This window comes from Paraburkholderia fungorum, assembly GCF_902833645.1.
GTDB lineage: Bacteria > Pseudomonadota > Gammaproteobacteria > Burkholderiales > Burkholderiaceae > Paraburkholderia > Paraburkholderia fungorum.
In genome coordinates, this window is sequence record NZ_CADFGE010000018.1 from 39703 (window position 1) to 57799 (window position 18097).

The 18097-nt window shown below is 60.4% G+C and carries 15 protein-coding genes and 1 pseudogene; 11 read left to right on the plus strand and 5 right to left on the minus strand.

The features are described from left to right. Window positions 1-14: 14 nt before the first annotated feature. On the minus strand, window positions 15-1070 hold the full coding sequence (locus HWX91_RS37340) for an NAD(P)/FAD-dependent oxidoreductase (protein ID WP_042274326.1): 1056 nt from the start codon (window positions 1068-1070) through the stop codon (window positions 15-17). Window positions 1071-1294: 224 nt separating this feature from the next. Here HWX91_RS37340 and HWX91_RS37345 point away from each other — a divergent pair, with 224 nt between their 5' ends. The 7 genes and pseudogenes from HWX91_RS37345 (at window position 1295) to HWX91_RS41425 (ending at window position 6192) form a co-directional block, all read left to right on the plus strand. After that, on the plus strand, window positions 1295-2302 hold the full coding sequence (locus tag HWX91_RS37345) for a MerR family transcriptional regulator (RefSeq protein WP_028195352.1): 1008 nt from the start codon (window positions 1295-1297) through the stop codon (window positions 2300-2302). 92 nt (window positions 2303-2394) lie between these two features. Further along, complete coding sequence (folE, locus tag HWX91_RS37350; RefSeq protein ID WP_025496256.1) at window positions 2395-3120, plus strand: GTP cyclohydrolase I; 726 nt, start codon at window positions 2395-2397, stop codon at window positions 3118-3120. Window positions 3121-3197: 77 nt separating this feature from the next. Continuing rightward, on the plus strand, window positions 3198-3947 hold the full coding sequence (locus HWX91_RS37355) for an SDR family NAD(P)-dependent oxidoreductase (RefSeq protein ID WP_028195350.1): 750 nt from the start codon (window positions 3198-3200) through the stop codon (window positions 3945-3947). Between the two features lie 71 nt (window positions 3948-4018). Next, window positions 4019-4156 (plus strand): annotated as a pseudogene (locus HWX91_RS37360) (succinate dehydrogenase, hydrophobic membrane anchor protein); the annotation flags it as partial. Further along, window positions 4130-4339: a DUF2256 domain-containing protein gene (locus HWX91_RS37365; RefSeq protein ID WP_081832980.1), complete on the plus strand. Its 210-nt coding sequence runs from the start codon at window positions 4130-4132 to the stop codon at window positions 4337-4339. The pseudogene HWX91_RS37360 and the gene HWX91_RS37365, both read left to right, overlap by 27 nt. Continuing rightward, a complete protein-coding gene (locus HWX91_RS37370; RefSeq protein ID WP_028195348.1) occupies window positions 4332-5900 on the plus strand; it encodes a cryptochrome/photolyase family protein in 1569 nt (522 codons plus the stop codon). Before HWX91_RS37365 ends, HWX91_RS37370 begins: the two co-directional genes overlap by 8 nt. Next, window positions 5884-6192 (plus strand): hypothetical protein, encoded by a 309-nt coding sequence (locus HWX91_RS41425; RefSeq protein ID WP_375792413.1) that lies wholly within the window; start codon window positions 5884-5886, stop codon window positions 6190-6192. The genes HWX91_RS37370 and HWX91_RS41425 overlap by 17 nt, the downstream gene beginning before the upstream one ends. Before the next feature lie 465 nt (window positions 6193-6657). Here HWX91_RS41425 and HWX91_RS37380 read toward each other — a convergent pair whose 3' ends face one another. The 4 genes from HWX91_RS37380 to HWX91_RS37395 all read right to left on the minus strand — a co-directional run bounded on the left by HWX91_RS37380 (window position 6658) and on the right by HWX91_RS37395 (window position 13604). Then, window positions 6658-7785: a porin gene (locus HWX91_RS37380; RefSeq protein WP_025496261.1), complete on the minus strand. Its 1128-nt coding sequence runs from the start codon at window positions 7783-7785 to the stop codon at window positions 6658-6660. Window positions 7786-8183: 398 nt separating this feature from the next. Further along, window positions 8184-10532: a hybrid sensor histidine kinase/response regulator gene (locus HWX91_RS37385; protein WP_028195347.1), complete on the minus strand. Its 2349-nt coding sequence runs from the start codon at window positions 10530-10532 to the stop codon at window positions 8184-8186. A gap of 357 nt (window positions 10533-10889) precedes the next feature. Then, window positions 10890-11210 carry an ATP-binding protein gene (locus HWX91_RS41015; protein WP_052660650.1) on the minus strand — a complete coding sequence of 107 codons (321 nt, stop codon included), beginning with the start codon at window positions 11208-11210 and terminating at the stop codon, window positions 10890-10892. A 1389-nt stretch (window positions 11211-12599) separates the two neighbouring features. Next, entirely contained in the window at window positions 12600-13604 is a 1005-nt protein-coding gene (locus tag HWX91_RS37395; protein WP_028195344.1) for an aldo/keto reductase, read from the minus strand. Window positions 13605-13914: 310 nt separating this feature from the next. On the opposite strand from HWX91_RS37395, the gene HWX91_RS37400 reads away from it, so the two are divergent. The 4 genes from HWX91_RS37400 to alr all read left to right on the plus strand — a co-directional run bounded on the left by HWX91_RS37400 (window position 13915) and on the right by alr (window position 18089). After that, window positions 13915-14634 carry a carboxymuconolactone decarboxylase family protein gene (locus tag HWX91_RS37400; protein WP_244144186.1) on the plus strand — a complete coding sequence of 240 codons (720 nt, stop codon included), beginning with the start codon at window positions 13915-13917 and terminating at the stop codon, window positions 14632-14634. Between the two features lie 92 nt (window positions 14635-14726). Continuing rightward, a complete protein-coding gene (locus HWX91_RS37405; protein ID WP_028195342.1) occupies window positions 14727-15629 on the plus strand; it encodes a LysR family transcriptional regulator in 903 nt (300 codons plus the stop codon). Between the two features lie 319 nt (window positions 15630-15948). Then, on the plus strand, window positions 15949-16794 hold the full coding sequence (gene kdsA, locus HWX91_RS37410; RefSeq protein ID WP_028195341.1) for a 3-deoxy-8-phosphooctulonate synthase: 846 nt from the start codon (window positions 15949-15951) through the stop codon (window positions 16792-16794). Window positions 16795-17021: 227 nt separating this feature from the next. Further along, window positions 17022-18089 carry an alanine racemase gene (gene alr / locus HWX91_RS37415; protein ID WP_042274311.1) on the plus strand — a complete coding sequence of 356 codons (1068 nt, stop codon included), beginning with the start codon at window positions 17022-17024 and terminating at the stop codon, window positions 18087-18089. Window positions 18090-18097 lie beyond the last annotated feature (8 nt).

An 18097-nucleotide genomic window follows, 5' to 3' on the forward strand; every position in this document is an offset into this window, starting at 1 on the left:
AGATAGTTTAAGTGTCAAGTAAATTGACGAGGTGGTTTCTTAGGCCGGGAGCCGCCGTGTTTAGGGGCAACCTCCCACCCGGAGGCAATCTGCTTGCCCAGCATGCGGCCGCTTAGCCACGCACCCTCGACTCTGCCGCCATTGAGCCAATCGCCGCACATTGCCAGGCCGCTGGCTTCGTCCCAGATGTATCCGGGCGCCGGCTCGTCGCTCGCCGCGGTGTCGGCGAATCGCCAGCGGTGCGCAGTCCATTCGCTGGACCGTTGGCCGCCGTGCAGCGCGAACGCTTCGAGCAGACAATCCGCGACACGTTCCGCGCTGGCGTCGATATAAAGCTCGCTCCACTCGGCGTTCGCGTGCAATAGCCATGTTTCGGGACCGTTACGGCCTGGCTTGCTGCTATCGCGCGCTATCCAGCGCAGGGGCCCCTCGTTGATGAAGGCGGCATCGAACGGCACCGGCAAGCGCTCAGGCAAGCGCACCATGAGTGCCCAACATGGGCGCATCTTCGTTTTGCTTGCGAGCGCCGCGAGTCTGGTCGCGGGCTCCCGCAGCAAATCCGCCGCCTGCGGCGCGGGCATGGCGAGGACCACGACGTCGAAGCGCTCCGCCAGCGTGCCCTGTTCGGCGGACTCGAGGCGCCACTGTCGCCCATCCCGATGCAACGCCGTGACCGTGCAACCCAAGGTCACCGACTGAGCGCCAGCGAGAAACTTCGCCGGCGCATTCATGGACGGCGTACCGACAAAGCGGTCTTGCGCGCTCGCCCATGTGGTCCGGGCGGAGCCGTCGAGCACCGCAATTCGTGCAGGCCAGATCGCGGCGACGCCTGCGTTCTGCCATCGCGCCACTTCAGCCTGGAAGAGCGGATCGCGCGCGGTGAAGTACTGGGCCCCATGGTCGCACTGCCGATCGCCCTCGCGACGGGTGCTCATGCGCCCGGCCGGCCCGCGGCTTTTGTCGAACACGTTGACCTCGAAACCCGAGCGGCGCAAGACCGTTGCGCATGACAAGCCGGCGATCCCCGCACCGACGACGGCTATTCGTAGGCCTTTCCGCTTGATAGGCATGACTTCTCTCTGCTGGGTTCGGGAGCTCGCCGTGAGTCACTAGCAAAAGCCGGATACGCACCGATATGAGTCATCATGACTCATGGTGGCGAATGATTATGAAGAATTGTGGCAGAGTATCGTCGGTTTGTCGCCAATATTCGGCGACACGACTCGCAATAATGATTCACATTGACTCGAAACGGGCATATGATTCCGACTCATGCAAAGCTAAAGGAATGGCCATGCCGTCAACCTCCGTCGAAGACACGTCGCTCCGTCGCATTTACCGGAGCGGGGAGGCCGCGCGGCTGGCGCGGATGCCGGTCACGAGGCTAAGGCTTTGGGAGCGGCGCTATGAGGTGGTGGGCCCGGCTAAAAGTGAGGCGGGACAGCGCCTGTACTCCGAAGACGACGTGCGCCGACTGGTGCTGATCAACGCGCTGGTGCAGCGCGGCCACGCGATTGGAGCGATTGCGCGTCTGGAACGCGAACAACTCGAGTTTCTTGCTGCCGGGGAGGCGTCCACCGGCAGAGCGCGCCCGGCCAATACACGTTCCGAGGTCAGGTTCCGGCTCACGCTGGTGGGCGAGAATCTCGCCCGGCGCCTGGCCGAAACGGGTATCGATCTGCAGCGCTACGGCGTTGGCATGCTCGCAGAATATGCGGATCTGGCTGCGGCGCGCGAAGACGCGTCATCTGAAGGGGAAGAGACGAACATTCTGCTGTTGCGTCTTCCTTCTCTGCATGAGGACGCCGCCTCCGAGGTTCTCGCACTCGCCGACGCCTGCGGCGCGGCGGCGGTCGCCGTGGTGTACGGCTTCGGCACGGGGCGCGCGGCAGAAGCGTTGCGCCTCGCCGGTGTGCGGCTGTATCGGGAGCTCGACAGCAGAACCGAACTCCGCCAGCTGCTCGGCGATCTTTTCCAGAGCGCTCAACTGACGCTTGAGTCCGGCGAAGCATCCACGTGGACGCGCTCCCCGCGTCGGTATGACGACGCCGAGCTCGAAGCCATCGCGGCCCGCTCGTCGACGATTGCGTGCGAATGTCCCCGGCACCTCGCTGAACTGGTGATGCAGTTGGCCACGTTCGAATCCTATAGCGACGCATGTACATCGCGCTCGGCGCACGACGTTGCTTTACACCGGCATCTCGGCGACGTCGCCAATCGCGCGCGCGTGCTGATCGAGTCGGCGCTCGAGCGTGTGGTGCGCGAAGAAGGCTGGTCGCCTCAACCGCATGAGGCGGAGTGAGGCGTGGCTTCGCGAGTCGGGGACACAGCGCACATGACACAGCGCAGGTAACGCGTACGGATTGACACATTGACGTTGGGAGAAAAGGTCTCATGCAATCAGTAGCGCAGGACATACGCCACGGCGTGGAGTTGGGCGAGGGCGTGCCGCTTTCGCAGCGGATCAGATGTCGGCTTCTGAGTGCGGGAGCCCGGTTCCACGCGAACGACAACATCGCCGGCTATCTTCGCGAGGGAGAGCTGGAGCTGCTGCAAAAGGAAGTCGCGGACAAGCTTCAAGGGGTTTTGCGCTCGCTCGTCATCGACGTCGACAACGATCACAACACGCACGAAACCGCGCAACGCGTGGCAAAAATGTTCGTGCGCGAGGTCTTTGCGGGACGATACGACGCCGCGCCGGCTGTCACCGAATTTCCGAATGTCGAGCGGCTCAACGAGTTGATGATCGTGGGTCCGCTACGCGTGCGTAGCGCCTGCTCCCATCACCTGTGCCCGATCATGGGGCGGGTCTGGGTTGGCGTGATGCCCAACGAAAATTCGAACCTCATTGGTCTGTCCAAATACGGACGCCTGATCAACTGGATCATGACCCGGCCGCAGATCCAGGAAGAGGCCGTCAAGCAGATCGCGGATCTGCTCGAAGAGCGCATTCAGCCCGACGGGCTTGCCGTGGTGCTGGAGGCCGACCACTTCTGCATGCATTGGCGCGGCACAAAAGACGACGACGCAAAAATGGTCAACAGCGTGATGCGCGGTTCGTTTCTTCGGGATCCCGCGCTGCGCCGCGAATTTCTGGATCTTCTGCCGGGTCGGAATTGATTGGCTGGCACGAGAGTGTGGCTCGATGCCCGGTATTGAGCGGCTGAACGTAACGGGTTTCTGTCGGGAGCGAGGCAATGGCTGCGATCTGGATTACTGGCGCGAGCGGTGCAGTCGGATCTGCACTTGCCCGGAGACTGTCAGCGCGCGGTTTAAGCATTGTTCTTACATCGCGCGACGGACCGAGGCTCACCGAACTCGCCGACGAACTTGGAGTGCGCGCGCTCGCTGCACCCGCCGACGTAACCGATGCGGCGCAGGTGCAATGTGCGATTCAGGCAGGCATTGAGCGATTTGGAGAAGTCACAGGTGTCGCCCATTGCGTCGGCTCGATTCTGATCCGACCTCTGCACCTGACCAGCGAAGCGGATATGCGCGCGACGCTTGCCGATAACTACATCAGTGCGTGGCACGTGCTTCGGGCTTTCGTGACCGCTGCGCTCGCCCACCGCAAGCCCTCGAGCGCTGTACTTGTGGGCACGGTTGCGGCGCAGTCTGGATTTCCGAATCACGAGGCCATCGCGGGTGCAAAGGCCGCAGTGGCTGCGCTCGCCGTCACGGCCGCGGCGACCTATGCTGAGCGCGGTATCCGGGTGAATTGCGTCCATCCGGGACTCACTGTCTCGAACATGTCGTCGAAGCTGACGGGCTCGCCCGAGTCGATCGCCCGGATGTCAAAGTTAAATCCTATGAGACGTCTGGGTCGAGGCGAGGATACCGCGGCGTTGATCGACTTTCTGCTGAGCGATGATGCTGGTTGGATCACCGGCCAGCAGATCGGGGTGGACGGCGGCCATGGCATCCTTCATTCGATGGCGGGCGCGTGATGCCAGAGCGTTCCGTCTCAGTCAGCGTGGAGTTTCCCCGGCTCGCGTCGGGGTCCGGTTGTCCGCGCGCGATGCGAATAGGCGCGAAACGTCCCGTCGTCGGCGCGCATGACGATCTGCGCGACTGGCTGGCCCAGCGCGTTACCGCGATCATCATGGCGATCCACGCGTTGATCCTGCTTATGTGGGTCTTCGGCGCGCGCAATTTCCTGCCCACTGTAGGCGTTCATGCGACGGCAGTGCGGCATCGAGGTAACAAAGCTTCGTTGCCGGTCAAGCTATGCGTCGTTTGTGGCTTACCCATGAGCTGGCGTCGTCGCTGGGCGAGGAACTGGTCTGATGTGAAGTATTGCTCGGACGCGTGCAGGCGCGGCAAGAGGCGTCATGGCTAGTCTGCGCTCACTGGTAATCGTGCTGGGCGATCAGCTCGACCTCGATGCGTCCGCGTTCGACGGGTTCGACCCGGAACAGGATTCGGTCTGGATGGCCGAAGTCGCCGAGGAGTCGACGCATGTATGGTCCAGCAAGCAGCGCACGGCGCTGTTCCTATCCGCTATGCGCCATTTCGCGCTGAGTGTGGGGGAGGCGGGCCACGACCTCGTCTACACGCGGCTCGATGACGTCAACAACGCCGGCAGTCTTGGCGCGCAACTGCACGCCGACCTTCAGCGACTAAGGCCTGCCCGCCTGATCATGACAGCCCCGGGTGACTGGCGCGTGCTGCAGGCGATCAAGACGGTTGCTGCGGCCAGTTCGATACCGCTGGACGTGCGTGTGGACCGCCATTTTTTTACCAGTGTGCGTGAGTTTGCGGAGCATGCCAAAAGCCGGAAAGTCCTGCGCATGGAGTACTTCTATCGGGAACAGCGCAAGCGCCATCAGGTTCTGATGGAGGGCGACGGCCTGTCTGACGAGCCGCTGGGTGGCCGGTGGAACTTCGACAGCCTTAATCGCGAGCCCTTTGGCGTCGATGGGCCCGGGTTCGTGCCGCCGCGCGCCTGTTTTGAACCGGACGATATGACGCGCGAGGTGATCGCGCTGGTCAATGCCCGCTTCAGCGGGCACCCCGGGCGGCTCGACGACTTCGGCTGGCCTGTAACACGAGCTCAGGCGTTGCAATCGCTGAGTGATTTTATAGAAGACAGGCTGCCGCTGTTCGGACGCTACCAGGATGCCATGTGGCCTGACGATCCCTGGCTCTACCACGCCCAGATTTCCGCTGCGCTCAACCTGAAGCTGCTGAACCCGCGAGAGGTAGTGGCGGCTGCTGAAATGGCCTATCGGAACGGCCACGCTCCGCTTGCCAGCGTTGAAGGTTTCATCCGCCAGATCCTTGGCTGGCGCGAATATGTGCGGGGCATCTACTGGACGCAGATGCCTGCATACGGTGAGCGCAACCTGCTGGATGCCCAGCAGGAACTGCCGGCATGGTACTGGACCGGGGCCACCGATTTTGCGTGCCTGCGTGACGCTTTGGCACAAACGCTGAGACACGGTTACGCCAATCATATCCAGCGCCTGATGGTGACCGGCCTTTATGCCCTGATGCTGGGCGTTCAACCGCAAAAGGTGCATTCATGGTATCTCGCGGTGTACGTCGATGCTGTCGAGTGGGTCGAACTGCCGAATACTTTAGGCATGAGCCAGTACGCCGATGGCGGGATGATGGGTAGCAAGCCTTATGTGGCGACCGGAAAGTACATTCAGCGCATGAGTCCCCACTGCAGGAACTGCCGCTACGACCCGGGCGAGAGGGCGGGTGAGCGTGCCTGCCCCTTCACCACGTTGTACTGGGAATTCCTGATGCGCCATCAGGCCTTGCTTGCCAAAAATCCACGTATGGCACTGCAGGTGAAAAACCTCGCCCGTCTGAGCGCGGCTGACAGGCAGGCCGTTAGCGAGCGTGCAGCGGCAATCCGCCGGAACGAGGTTGGATGTGTCCAGAAGGCATAAACCGGAAGTGTCCGACGGCGTATTGTTTGCGGATGACTTGATATCGGACGCCGGTCTGGGTGCGCCCGAACCCACTCTGGCGGCTGCCCGTGCGCGCATTTCCGCCGTACGACCTGCTGTGTACGCCCGCACCCGCAATGCTTTGAACGGCGCTGTCAGCGGCCTGTCGCCTTATATCACTCACGGTTTTGTCACGTTGGCGGAGGTGGTAGCGGGCGTGAGTGGGACCCGGGCTTCACGCGACTTTCGTACCACGGCCGAGTTGCTGGCGAGCAATGCGGTGCTGCGATGATCCGAGCGAAGCAGTTAGGTGCTGCGCGTCAATTAGGGTGGGTTTTACCGGCAACAAGAAGCGTGCGGGAGAGGCGTCTGAGCGTGTCGACGCTGCCGCTGCGAACAAGCGCGGCGCTCGCTTGAGACGTCTGGTTATTCCGGATGCTGCACGCGACAATTGAACCACGCCAGTGCCTGGAAAAAAAAGCCCGTCCAAGTGGACGGGCCAAAATGTTACTCGGAGAAAGTCGCGTCGGCGAAAGTATCAGCGGACTCTCGCTCCGCATTCACTGCGCCATGACCACCGTTTCATCGGGACCCGCGACAGGTGTCCCGACGCATCTGGACGCGACCTTTTCAATCAGGCTGTATGGGTCGTGCCCGGATGATCTTTGCGCCGGCGAGTGCTTCGCCGGCGCACCTGACTGTTGCGTCGTCACACATGGCAAATGCCATGGCATTTGCCGCTCTGCGTCGAGCCGCCTTAGAAACGGGTCAATATGCCGACAGAACCCATGACCTGATTGCCCGTTGATGAAGCACCACCCGCGTTGTACAGGACTGCGACGTTCTTGTTGCCCGTTGCGTGCTGATACATCGCTTCGGCATACAGTTCCGTACGCTTGGACAGCGAATACCGGGTAATCGCGTTGATCTGGTTCCACTTCGGATCTGTACCGTACGACGTTGCGCCACTCAAATGTGCATCCGTGTAGGCGTACGAAATGCCGACCATAAGTGCCGGCGTGACTGCGTACTTGCCGTTGATTTCATAGTTGTCGAAACTAACCCCGCCTTGCTTCAGGCCGAACGCGTTCGTATCCTGGTACTGGCTGTGCGTGTAGACAAACCCGACGGTCGCAGGACCGAAGCCGTAGCTCACGCCCGCGCCCGTCGTACGCTGCACATCCGACGTCAGGCCGCCTTTGAACTCTGTCGGGTCAGCGGCGCCTGTGGTATTCGGATTCGAAGCGCCCGAACCGTTGATCTGCAAATAGGCGGCAGCCACGTTCAAGCCACCGTAGTTGTAGCTGGCGCCCGCACTGTACGCACGGTCGACAGCAAAGCCGGTCTGGGTGTTGCTGAACGCGTACATGCCGCCGGCCTTGAAGCCGGCATAGTCGAGACTGGTGAACTTGACCGCGTTGTTGAAGCGGACGCTATGTTGAAGGTTGTCGTTGTCATACGGGTGCGCAAACCCCGAGTCACCAAACGTGCCTGCAGTAGCAGACAGGGGCGAGACGAAATCGACCATGGAGTCATACTGGCGCCCCAGCGTGACCGCGCCAAAATTTTTGCTGCTCAGGCCAACGTATGCCTGACGACCGAACATCCGGCCTCCCTGACCGAGCGTGCCGTTATTGACGTTGAAACCATTTTCGAGCACGAAGATGGCCTTCAGACCGCCGCCGAGGTCTTCCGCGCCGCGCAGACCAAACCGGCTACCGCTGATATTGCCGCTCGCCAGTGCGACCCGGCCGCTGCCGCCGACGTTATTGGTGTACGCGATACCGGCGTCGACGAGACCGTACAGCGTGACCGAACTCTGTGCATGGGCGGCCGATGCGGCAAGCGCGGCAGAGACGGCGATGGCGACGGGGATCTTCTTCATGAATTAACTCCAGCGTGTTGGGATTGAGACTTGAACAACGGCGCGAGTATAGGAGGGCTAATGCAGCGCGGCCTCGGTTTGTGGCTGCATTAGACTCTTCCGGTTTTCTGGAGTAATCCGTCACAAATTCGCAATAATGCTGATCGCACCGTGCCAGTAGAGGCGTAGGGCTGCTCTATTTCGTCCCTTCAAAACGGGCAACGTTGTATTGGAGCGACGATGTCGCGCCAGCCTGCATTCGCAGTTCTGAACTATCGGGTGGCGAACGTGACAAGATGGCCGTGCGGCACCTTCAGGTGCCTTCCGGCCGACAGCACCGCGATGGCATTCAAGCGCACAGTATTTCGGCAGGACGTAAGTCCTCGCATCAATGGTGGCCAGTACACCGATGAGCGCATCTAAATTTCAGGCTGGTCCAGTACCTTATCCAGCTCTTCTAGGGTATAGGGCTTGCGCAACGCCTTCCAACGAAACTTCAGCGCTGGAACGTCGGGCATCTCATTGCCCGAGGCGAAGACAATGCGCAGCGCAGGCTGTATCTGAATCGCCTGTTCGGCGAGTTCGATTCCGGACATGCCGGGAATCACCAGATCGGCGAGTAATACGTCGAATGCCTCGTCCCTCAGCCAGCGCAGGGCCTCTTCCGGCGACGCGGTCGCGGCTGGGTCGTGTCCGAGTATTTTTGCCAATTCGCTCGTAGCTTCCAGCAGCGAGGGATCGTCGTCGACCAGAAGAACCCGCAGACCTGTCGTGCCGCAGCCTGCTTCCGACGCCGTCGCGCCCTCGCTCTCAAGCGGCGCGCCGGCTCCTCCCAGCAGCTGGCGGATCTTGTAGGCGAGTTGTTCGCGAGTGTATGGCTTGCTCAGCAGTTCGACCCCTGGGTCGAGCCGTCCACCGTGAATGATCGCGTTCTGCGTATAACCGGAGGTGAAAAGCACCTTCAGGCGCGGCAGAAGCTGCACCGCTTGCGCAGCCATGTCGGGACTGCGCACGGCCCCCGGCATCACGACATCGGTAAAAAGCAGGTCAATGTGGACGCCGCTTCGAATCACGGTCAACGCCTCTTCGGCGCAGTCTGCCTTCAGCACGCTGTAACCAAGACCCGACAGCGTATCGACGACGGTCGATTGCACTTTGAGATCGTCTTCCACGACGAGAATGGTCTCTGTTCCGCCTAGCAACCTGACGCTCGGTCTCGCGGGAGGTTCCATTGCCGCTTCGGTGGAGCGCGGCAGGTAGATCTTCACGGTGGTGCCATGCCCGAGCTCGCTATAGATGCGGGTATGTCCGCCGCTTTGCTTGACGAAACCATAGGCCATGCTCAAACCCAGGCCGGTTCCCGCCCCTTCGGGTTTCGTCGTAAAGAATGGGTCGAATGCCCGCTCGAGCACGTTAGCCGGCATGCCCGTGCCCGTGTCGGTGACGGCGAGCATGACGTACTGGCCTGCCGGCACATCGGGCAGTCCGGCAACGTATTGATCGTCGAGCATTGCATTGGCCAGTTCCATGGTCAGCTTTCCGCCATCCGGCATCGCATCGCGCGCGTTGATTGCCAGATTGAGAATGACGTTCTCGAGCTGATGAATGTCCACGATCGTGTTCCATAGCCCGCCGGCGACGACCGTTTCCACCTCAATGGTTTCACCTAGCGCGCGCCGCAGCAGATCGTCCATGCCTCGTATCGCGGGCGCCAGGTTAATCACAACCGGTCGCAAAGGCTGGCGGCGTCCAAAGGCGAGCAGTTGGGATGCCAGTTTCGCGCCGCGCTCTACCGCGTCGATCGCCTTGTCAAGCCGATCGCGGGTCCATCGGTCGCCGGCATGGCGGTTTTCCAGCAGTTCCAGGTTGCCGCGCAATACCTGCAATACATTGTTGAAATCGTGCGCGACGCCACCTGTCAGCTTGCCGATCGCCTCCATCTTCTGGGACTGGAACAGTGCCGTCCTGGTCTCTTCGAGAGCCCGGTTCGCCTCCATCCGCTCGGTGATGTCGCGGGTGATCTTCGCAAATCCAGCAAGCGTTCCGTCATCGTTGTGAATTGCGTCGATTACGACGTGCGCCCAGAAACGGGTGCCATCCTTCCTGACCCGCCATCCTTCCGCTTCGAATCGCCCTTCTCTTGCGGCAGTGGCCAGCCCGCGCTGTGGCAGTCCAGTCGCCGCGTCTGCCGGTGTGTAAAAACGCGAGAAATGCGATCCAATGATTTCCTCGGCGGTATAGCCCTTGATGCGTCGTGCGCCGGAGTTCCAGTTTGTGATTATCCCTTCCGGCGAGAGCATGAAGATCGCATAGTCGGTCACCCCATTCACCAGCACACGGAAGCGCCGTTCGCTTTCAAGTACCGCATCGTGCGCGGCCTTCTTTTCCGTGACATCGCGCACGATATTCACGTAACCGACAAGTTGCCCGCCTTCCGCATGCAACGCAGTAGTTACGTCGCTGGCCCAAAACGTTGACCCATTCTTGCGGACTCGCCAGCCTTCAGTGTCATGGCGCCCTATGCGTCGGGCGCTTTCGAGGCAGGTCGAAAGCGCCCGTTTCTGGCGGTCGTCCTCCGTGTAGAGGACGTCCAGCATGTGGCCGATAATTTCGTCCGGCTGGTATCCGTGAATAGTTACGCAGCCGGGATTCCACGTCAGGATCCGGCCTTCGGGAGAAATCGCACAAATTGCATAGTCAGCGACAGATGCCACCCATTTGTCTGTCCAGTTCTGGATCGTATCGCCTGGTTGCCGTTTGTCCGGCATGTTCTACTCCCGGTTTGAATATTGTGGAGGCTGATATGACTGGCCGATATATTATCTCGTTGTCCAATTCGATCGCGATGGGAACCGCGCATTCTTATCGTCCGTCGCCCGGCCGGGGGAATGAGGGAATGGCGACGCCACCCGAGTATCAGCACACGTTGCATGTGTCGTTCGTCAAGCACGGCTCTCACCGAGCACAAAGCAGACGAGCCCGTTCATCTGGCGCATTCGCGCCGAAGGAAATTTACAGGTCGCCCGCACGCGGGAGTAACACCGAAAACGCCGTCTCCGTTCCGTCAGACCGCGCCTCGATTTCACCATGATGAGCCTTGGCAATTTCGTTAGCAATATAGAGGCCTAGTCCGAGATTGCTGGCGTCGCTTTTGTCCTCATGTTCGTCGCCCGTGCTAGCGGATCAAAGATACGCGCCAGCGATGTGCGCGCAATGGCCGGTCCGCTGTTCCTGACTTCGATACGGATCTGTGTTACATCGCAGATCACCACTACGCGCGCCGGCGCGTCCCGGGCGCCATACCTGATGGCGTTGTGTACGAGGTTTCCGAGCAATTGCTGCAGGCGCTGGCCGTCCCAGACGCCCTGCGAATCGCCGATCACGCCCAGCTCTATCCGTTTGTCAGGATGGATGGCGTACAACTCTTCCACTTCCTCAGCGAGCACGTCCGCGAGGTCAATATTTGCGGCGCACGGTCGCGCAACGCGGCCGCTTCCATTTACGCCGCCGCAGGCACGAGGGAGGCGGCGAGCGCTTCCCATTGCGCCAGGACCAGAATGCGGGATCGATTTATTCCCGGCGACGTCGCCCTCCGGCTTCCCGATTCTCCGTCACGACTCGGCGAACGGCTTCCATCAGATCGGGGCGTGCCTCGGGGTCGGGGACCTCGATCAACTTGCGTGGAGCCCGGGCTTGCGGCTTCAGCGTGACACCGAAAGGTTTTTGCGGCGCAGTCATGGTTAGTCTCCGGTCTGATGACGGCTGATTCGGACGGCAAGCTTGGGTTTGTTTGTGATTTTTGATAATCAGGCTTTCGGGGCTTTAATGAGTGGGGAGCTATGCACGCCGTGCGCGGTACGTCTCCAGGCTTCGTCGGCACGCTGCTGGGCTGCCTTCACGGTGTAGGAGACGCTTTGCTTGGCCCGCGGACCCGACAAAAACGCTGCGGTCAGCCCGGAGAATGTCCGACGGTCGGTTTTCGTAACCATGGCGCGCTCCGTATTTGTCTCCGGACTATAAGTCTAGATCTTCGCGCGCGACCTACGATACTGTACGTTTAGACATATCTCACAGCCCGTAAGCGACCGGAAAGGACGCAGCGCCCGAGACCGTTGTCGGCACGGACGATTGGAGAGCGCTTTTGTAACAGTTTTCCGGTCTTGTAACTTCGCGCAGGCTGCGGCGGCATGTCCTCATACGAATGCAGCACGGACGACGGGGCGAGCGGAAACGATCCGGCCAAATGGCGTAAATCGTGCCTCGGCCACTGTTACAAAGGAAAATTTTTCGTCTTGAAGCCAGCAACGGCGACCGATACTGTGAGCTCACTCGCGCGGTCTATCTCGTCCTGCGGGTGTGTGATTCAGGCGGCGTCCCGACATTCAGGCGGTGACGCCGCTCTTTTTTTGTGCCCGAGCTTTTCATCAATGGTTCGTCAAGCTGGAATGTCATCCCGTCACTTATGCGTATTACGGAGTCGACGCCAGATATGTTGCATTTTCCCGAGGTCGCCGACGAATGGGAAGCCGGCGATTCGAATTGCTCATGTCGTTTCAGGCAACAACTCGGGGCGGACAGTACGAGGACGCAACTATCAGCTTTGAGTTCGCACAGTGGCCCGGCGGAGCGACGCTTAAGTCGAGTGCGACGAATTTCGGCGGTACCTAAGGTCCTACTATCGCGCGACCAGGACTCCTTCTGTTCAAGCTTGGATCACGGGGCTGAAATCGGATGACGCCCGCCGGCCGGCGCTTCACCAGTGGCGCGCCCATACCGAAACATCGATCCCAAGGGAGCCATGCCTCCCACGAAACCGATCAACCCCCCACGCTGCATCAACCAACCCTGCGACCTTCGATCGGATACCCCGGATCCGTATACCCCGGCGTCGACGCATGGCCGGGCGGCACCAGACTATCGACAAACTTCTCGTCTTCGGGTCCCAGTTCCACATTCAGCGCTTGAATATAGCTGTCCCAATGTGCCTCGGTGCGAGGACCGGCGATAGTGGAGCTGACGAATCGGTTCTTGAGCACCCACGCCAAGGCGAACGCAATCGAATTCGTACCGCGCGCCGCGGCATGAGCCGCGAGCTTCTGCGCGATCGCCAGCGATTCGGGGCGCCACTCGGTCTGCTGGATGCGCTTGTCGCCGCGCCCCGCGCGCGAATCGGCCGGCGGTGCGCCATCCAGCGCATATTTGCCGGTCAGTACGCCACGAGCCAGTGGGCTATAAGGTACGACGCCGAGACCATAGTGCGCCGCTGCGGGCAATTGCTCGATCTCGGCGGTGCGATCCACCATGTTGTAGAGCGGCTCGCTTGCGACCGGCCGATCGATGCCGAACTGATCGGCAAGACGCACGATTTCGGCAATGCGCCAGCCGCGGAAATTAGACAGACCGAAGTAGCGAACCTTGCCCTGGCGAATCAGGTCGCCGATCGTGCGCACGGCTTCTTCGAGCGGCGCGTCGAGTAACGCGCGATGGAAGTAGAGAATGTCGATGTAGTCCGTGCCCAGGCGCTTGAGGCTTGCATCGACTGACTGGATGATCCATTTGCGCGACTGCCCCTGTTCGTTCGGGCCTTGAGTGGTCGGGTAGCCGAACTTCGTGGCAATGACCCAGCTATCGCGTTGCCCGGCGACCGCCCGTCCTACGATCTCCTCGGAACGGCCCGCGTGATAGACGTCCGCCGTATCGATGAAATTGACACCATGATCGAACGCCTTGTCGATGATGCGCTTCGACGTGGTTTCGTCCGTTTCGCCGCCGAACATCATCGCGCCCAGACACAAGGGCGAAACTTTAAGGGCGCTACGGCCCAGATATCGATAGTCCATTACTTTTCTCCGTGCAGGTTTTTCCCGTGGTTCAGATCATAGAGACTCACCGTCTAGAGATTAAGTCCACTAAACCGCATGCTGTTATGAACCTGATTCATAAGTGTTTGCGGAATTTAGCATCTAGTCACGCGCGCGCGAGATGGCTAGATTGCTCATGAACCCGCGGACATTCCGCGCCACGCGCCCGATTCGACCGCTGCGCACGTCATCTACAGGATGGAATCGCAAGATGAAATATTTTGCCGTAGCAGCGACCGTGCTTTCTTTGGGGCTCGGCGCCTGTTCGCACATTGAAAGGACAACCGATATGACGAAGGTAGCTTCTCTTCCGCCGACATCCACGCTCGATGCTATGCGCACTGTCTCGCCGGCGCTCGAGCATTACACGAACGGCGTACTGCTTGGCGATCTCTGGAAGCGCCCGCAACTGTCTGCCCGGGATCGCAGCATCGTTACGCTAGCGGTGCTGATTGCGCGCAATCAGACCACCGATATTCCGTTTTACCTGAACCTGGCGCTCGATAGCGGCGTGAAGCCGAATGAGTTTTCCGAAATCGTCACGCATCTGGCGTTCTATTCCGGTTGGGGCAATGCGGCGTCGGCTGTGGTGGCCGCAAAGCCGGCTTTCGATAAGCGCGGGATCACGCTATCCGGGCTGCCGGCGGTTCCGGGCGAACAGCTTCCAATCGACGAGGCTGCGGAAGCTCAAAGGGCAACAGCCGTCGAGAAGAACTTCGGTGCGGTGGCGCCAGGTGTCGTGCACTACACGACGGAAGCGCTTTTTCACGATCTCTGGCTGCGTCCGGGCCTCACGCCCCGAGATCGAAGCCTGGTGACGGTCAGTGCGCTTGTCGCCACGGGGCAGTTCGCGCAACTGACGTATCACCTGAACCGGGCAATGGACAACGGCCTCACGAAGGCGCAAGCCTCCGAAGTGATGACGCAGTTGGCTTTCTACGCGGGTTGGCCGAACGTATTCTCCGCGTTGCCGGTTGTAAAAGAGGTGTTGGAGAAGCGGCCCGGCTAGTACAGCCGCGATTGGCATGACGAATCTAGTCAATGCGCTCATGTGTGACTAGTGGTTAAATCCCACCAACACCCATGAGATCGGTTCCATCAATGCCACGCGAAAATTTCAACGATCTGCTTGCCTTCATCGCTGTTGCACGCGAACGCAATTTCACCCGCGCGGCCGCGCAGCTAGGTGTGTCCCAATCCGCGTTGAGCCACACCATTCGTGCACTCGAAAGCCGGCTTGGCCTGCGCTTGCTGACGCGGACCACGCGCAGCGTGTCGCCTACCGAAGCGGGTGACCGTATCCTGCAGCGGGTGGCGCCTCGCTTCGGGGAAATCGAAGCTGAACTGATGGCGGTAACCGAACTCCGCGACAAGCCTGCCGGCACGATTCGCATCACGGCGACAGATCACGCCACCAACACGGTTCTCTGGCCCAAGCTGTCTAAAGTGCTGCACAAGTATCCGGAGATCAAGGTCGAGATCATGACGGACTATGGCCTCACCGATATCGTCGCGGATCGCTACGATATCGGCATCCGTCATGGCGATCAGGTCGCGAAAGACATGATCGCGGTTCGCATTGCCGCGGATATGAAGATGGCGATCGTCGGCTCGCCGACGTACCTGGAGAACAAGCCGCAGCCGAAGAAGCCTCAGGATCTGATGCAGCACAACTGCATCAATTTGCGTTTGCCGACACTCGGCGGCTTCTATGCCTGGGAGCTAAAAAAAGGCAGTCGTGAAGTTCAGGTGCGCGTGGAGGGCCAGCTCTCATTCAACGGCAGCTATCACATGCTCGACGCCGCGTTGGCGGGCTATGGTCTTGCCTACCTGCCATCGGATCTGGTGCAGGCTCACGTCACGGCGGGACGCCTTGTTCGCGTGCTCGACGACTGGTGCCCAACGTTTCCAGGTTTACACGCGTACTACGCGAGTCGTTCGGAGTCTTCACGGGCCTTGGCGCTGGTTATCGATTCGCTGCGTTATCGTCAGAAAACGCGCTGAAGGTAGCGCAGCGTTTCCTGGTGCCGCGGCAGTTCTCGCGGACTTCAATGAAGCGGCAGTTCGCTCCGCTGCCGAATAACTCATATCCGAGGGGCACAATACCATTGCGATGCGATGCCTCCTGCTTCATCCGCGGTAAGCAACGCCGCTCTCAATCATTCAAGCAAGGTTGTCCGGCGCTCCGGTGGTAGTCTCTGCCTGTCAACAGCTCGCGCCGTTCTACACACGCGGGCTGATGCATTGAGCGACGGCTAAGATTGTTTCCACATCAGTGCGCGTGCTCGCGCGAATGTGGCTTATCAAACGTAGGGGGAACATCATGAATATCGATATCGCACCGGGCGTGACGCTCGGCAACACGCTGCCGTTCGTACTTTTCGGCGGCCTGAATGTACTCGAAAGCCTCGATTTCACGCTGGACGTGTGTGAGAAATATGTCGAAGTCACGCACAAGCTGAACGTGCCGTTCGTCTTCAAGGCCTCGTTCGACAAGGCGAACCGCTCATCGATGCATTCTTATCGCGGGGTTGGGCTCGATGAAGGGCTCGAGATACTGAGCGCGGTGAAGCAGCGATTCGGCGTTCCGGTCATTACGGACGTGCACGAAGTCGCGCAGGCCCGCCCGGTTGCCGACGTTGCGGACGTGCTTCAGGTGCCGGCGTTTCTTGCCCGTCAAACGGATCTGGTGGTGGCGATTGCGAGCACGGGTAAGCCGGTCAACGTGAAGAAGCCGCAGTTCATGAGTCCCGCGCAGATCAAACACGTCGTAGCGAAATGCAACGAGGCCGGCAATCGCCAGGTGATCCTATGTGAGCGCGGCAGCTCGTTTGGCTACGACAACCTCGTCGTGGATATGCTGGGGTTCCGCGAGATGCGCGACGCGAGCGACAACTGCCCGGTGATATTCGACGTCACGCACAGTCTGCAACGCCGCGATCCCGCGAGCGAAGCGTCCGGCGGCCGTCGCCGCCAGGTGGTCGACCTCGCTCGCGCCGGGATGGCAGTCGGGCTGGCCGGACTCTTTCTGGAAGCTCACCCGGACCCTGATCGTGCGCGCTGCGATGGCCCGAGCGCGTTGCCGCTTCATCTGCTCGAAGCTTTCCTATCGCAGATCAAGGCGATTGACGATCTGGTGAAAAGCCAACCGGTGCTGGATATCCAATGAGCGCTCGCGCCGGAGGGTGTCGTTCGTGCTGGGCTGCGAACCGACACTTTCCGAGCGGGCAGAATCGGGTCCAATCAAACGAAAGATAAACCTGAAAATCAAAACAATACATTAACAAAAACTGGCATAGGCTCGATACGATAGTGGAAAACGCTGCCTGTCACGCATAACGCGGGTTGTTAGCAACAGGCATCTATTCCCTTTCCAAACAAGCCTCAACGCCTCCTATGCCACGCCCCATCGTTGCGCAGATTCATCCCACTGCAGTTGCCCATAATCTCTCCGTCGTCAAACAGCGGGCACCTCGATCACGGGTTTGGGCCGTGGTCAAAGCGAACGCGTACGGACACGGTATCGAGCGCATTTTCCCTGCGCTAGCGAGTGCCGACGGCATCGCGCTACTCGATCTCGACGAAGCGGTCCGCGTGCGCGAATTGGGTTGGACCAGGCCGGTCCTTCTTCTGGAAGGTATCTTCCGGCCGGATGATGTGCGGATCGCCCAACAGTTTGATCTTTCCATGGCCGTGCATTGCCGTGAGCAACTCGATCTGTTGCGCCTGTCGTCATCAGGCAAGCGCGTCAACGTGAGTCTGAAAATGAACTCCGGCATGAATCGCCTCGGCTTCCGGCCCGACGCATACCGCGCCGCGTGGGAGGAGGCGAAATCGATTCCGGGTATCGCGGACATCACACTGATGAGCCATTTCGCGAATGCGGACGAAGGCGACGTTGCATGGCAGATGGATCGTTTCGATGCGGTGACGCAAGACATCCCGGGTCAACGAAGTCTTGCGAATTCCGCGGCCGTTCTGTGGCATCCCCAGGCGCATCGCGACTGGGTGCGCCCGGGCGTCGTGCTCTATGGCGGTTCGCCCACCGGTCAGTCGCGCCACATCGGCGACGTGGGCTTGCGCGCTTCAATGACGTTCACAAGCGAAGTGATCGGCGTGCAGTCGTTGTCGGCGCAGGAAACAGTCGGCTATGGTCGCGCCTTCGCCGCGAATCGTGACATGCGCATTGGCGTGGTTGCGTGCGGCTATGCGGACGGTTATCCCCGGCATGCACCCACGGGTACACCCATCGCGGTCGACGGCGTGATGACGCAAGTGGTGGGCCGTGTTTCGATGGACATGCTGACCGTCGACCTGTCGCCTTGCCCGCATGCGCGGATCGGTTCGAAAGTCGAGCTATGGGGTGACCAGGTCAGGATCGACGACGTCGCCCACGCGTCGGGAACCATCGGATATGAGCTGATGTGCGCGTTGGCAAAACGGGTGCCGGTGGAAGTCGTCTGAGCGGCACT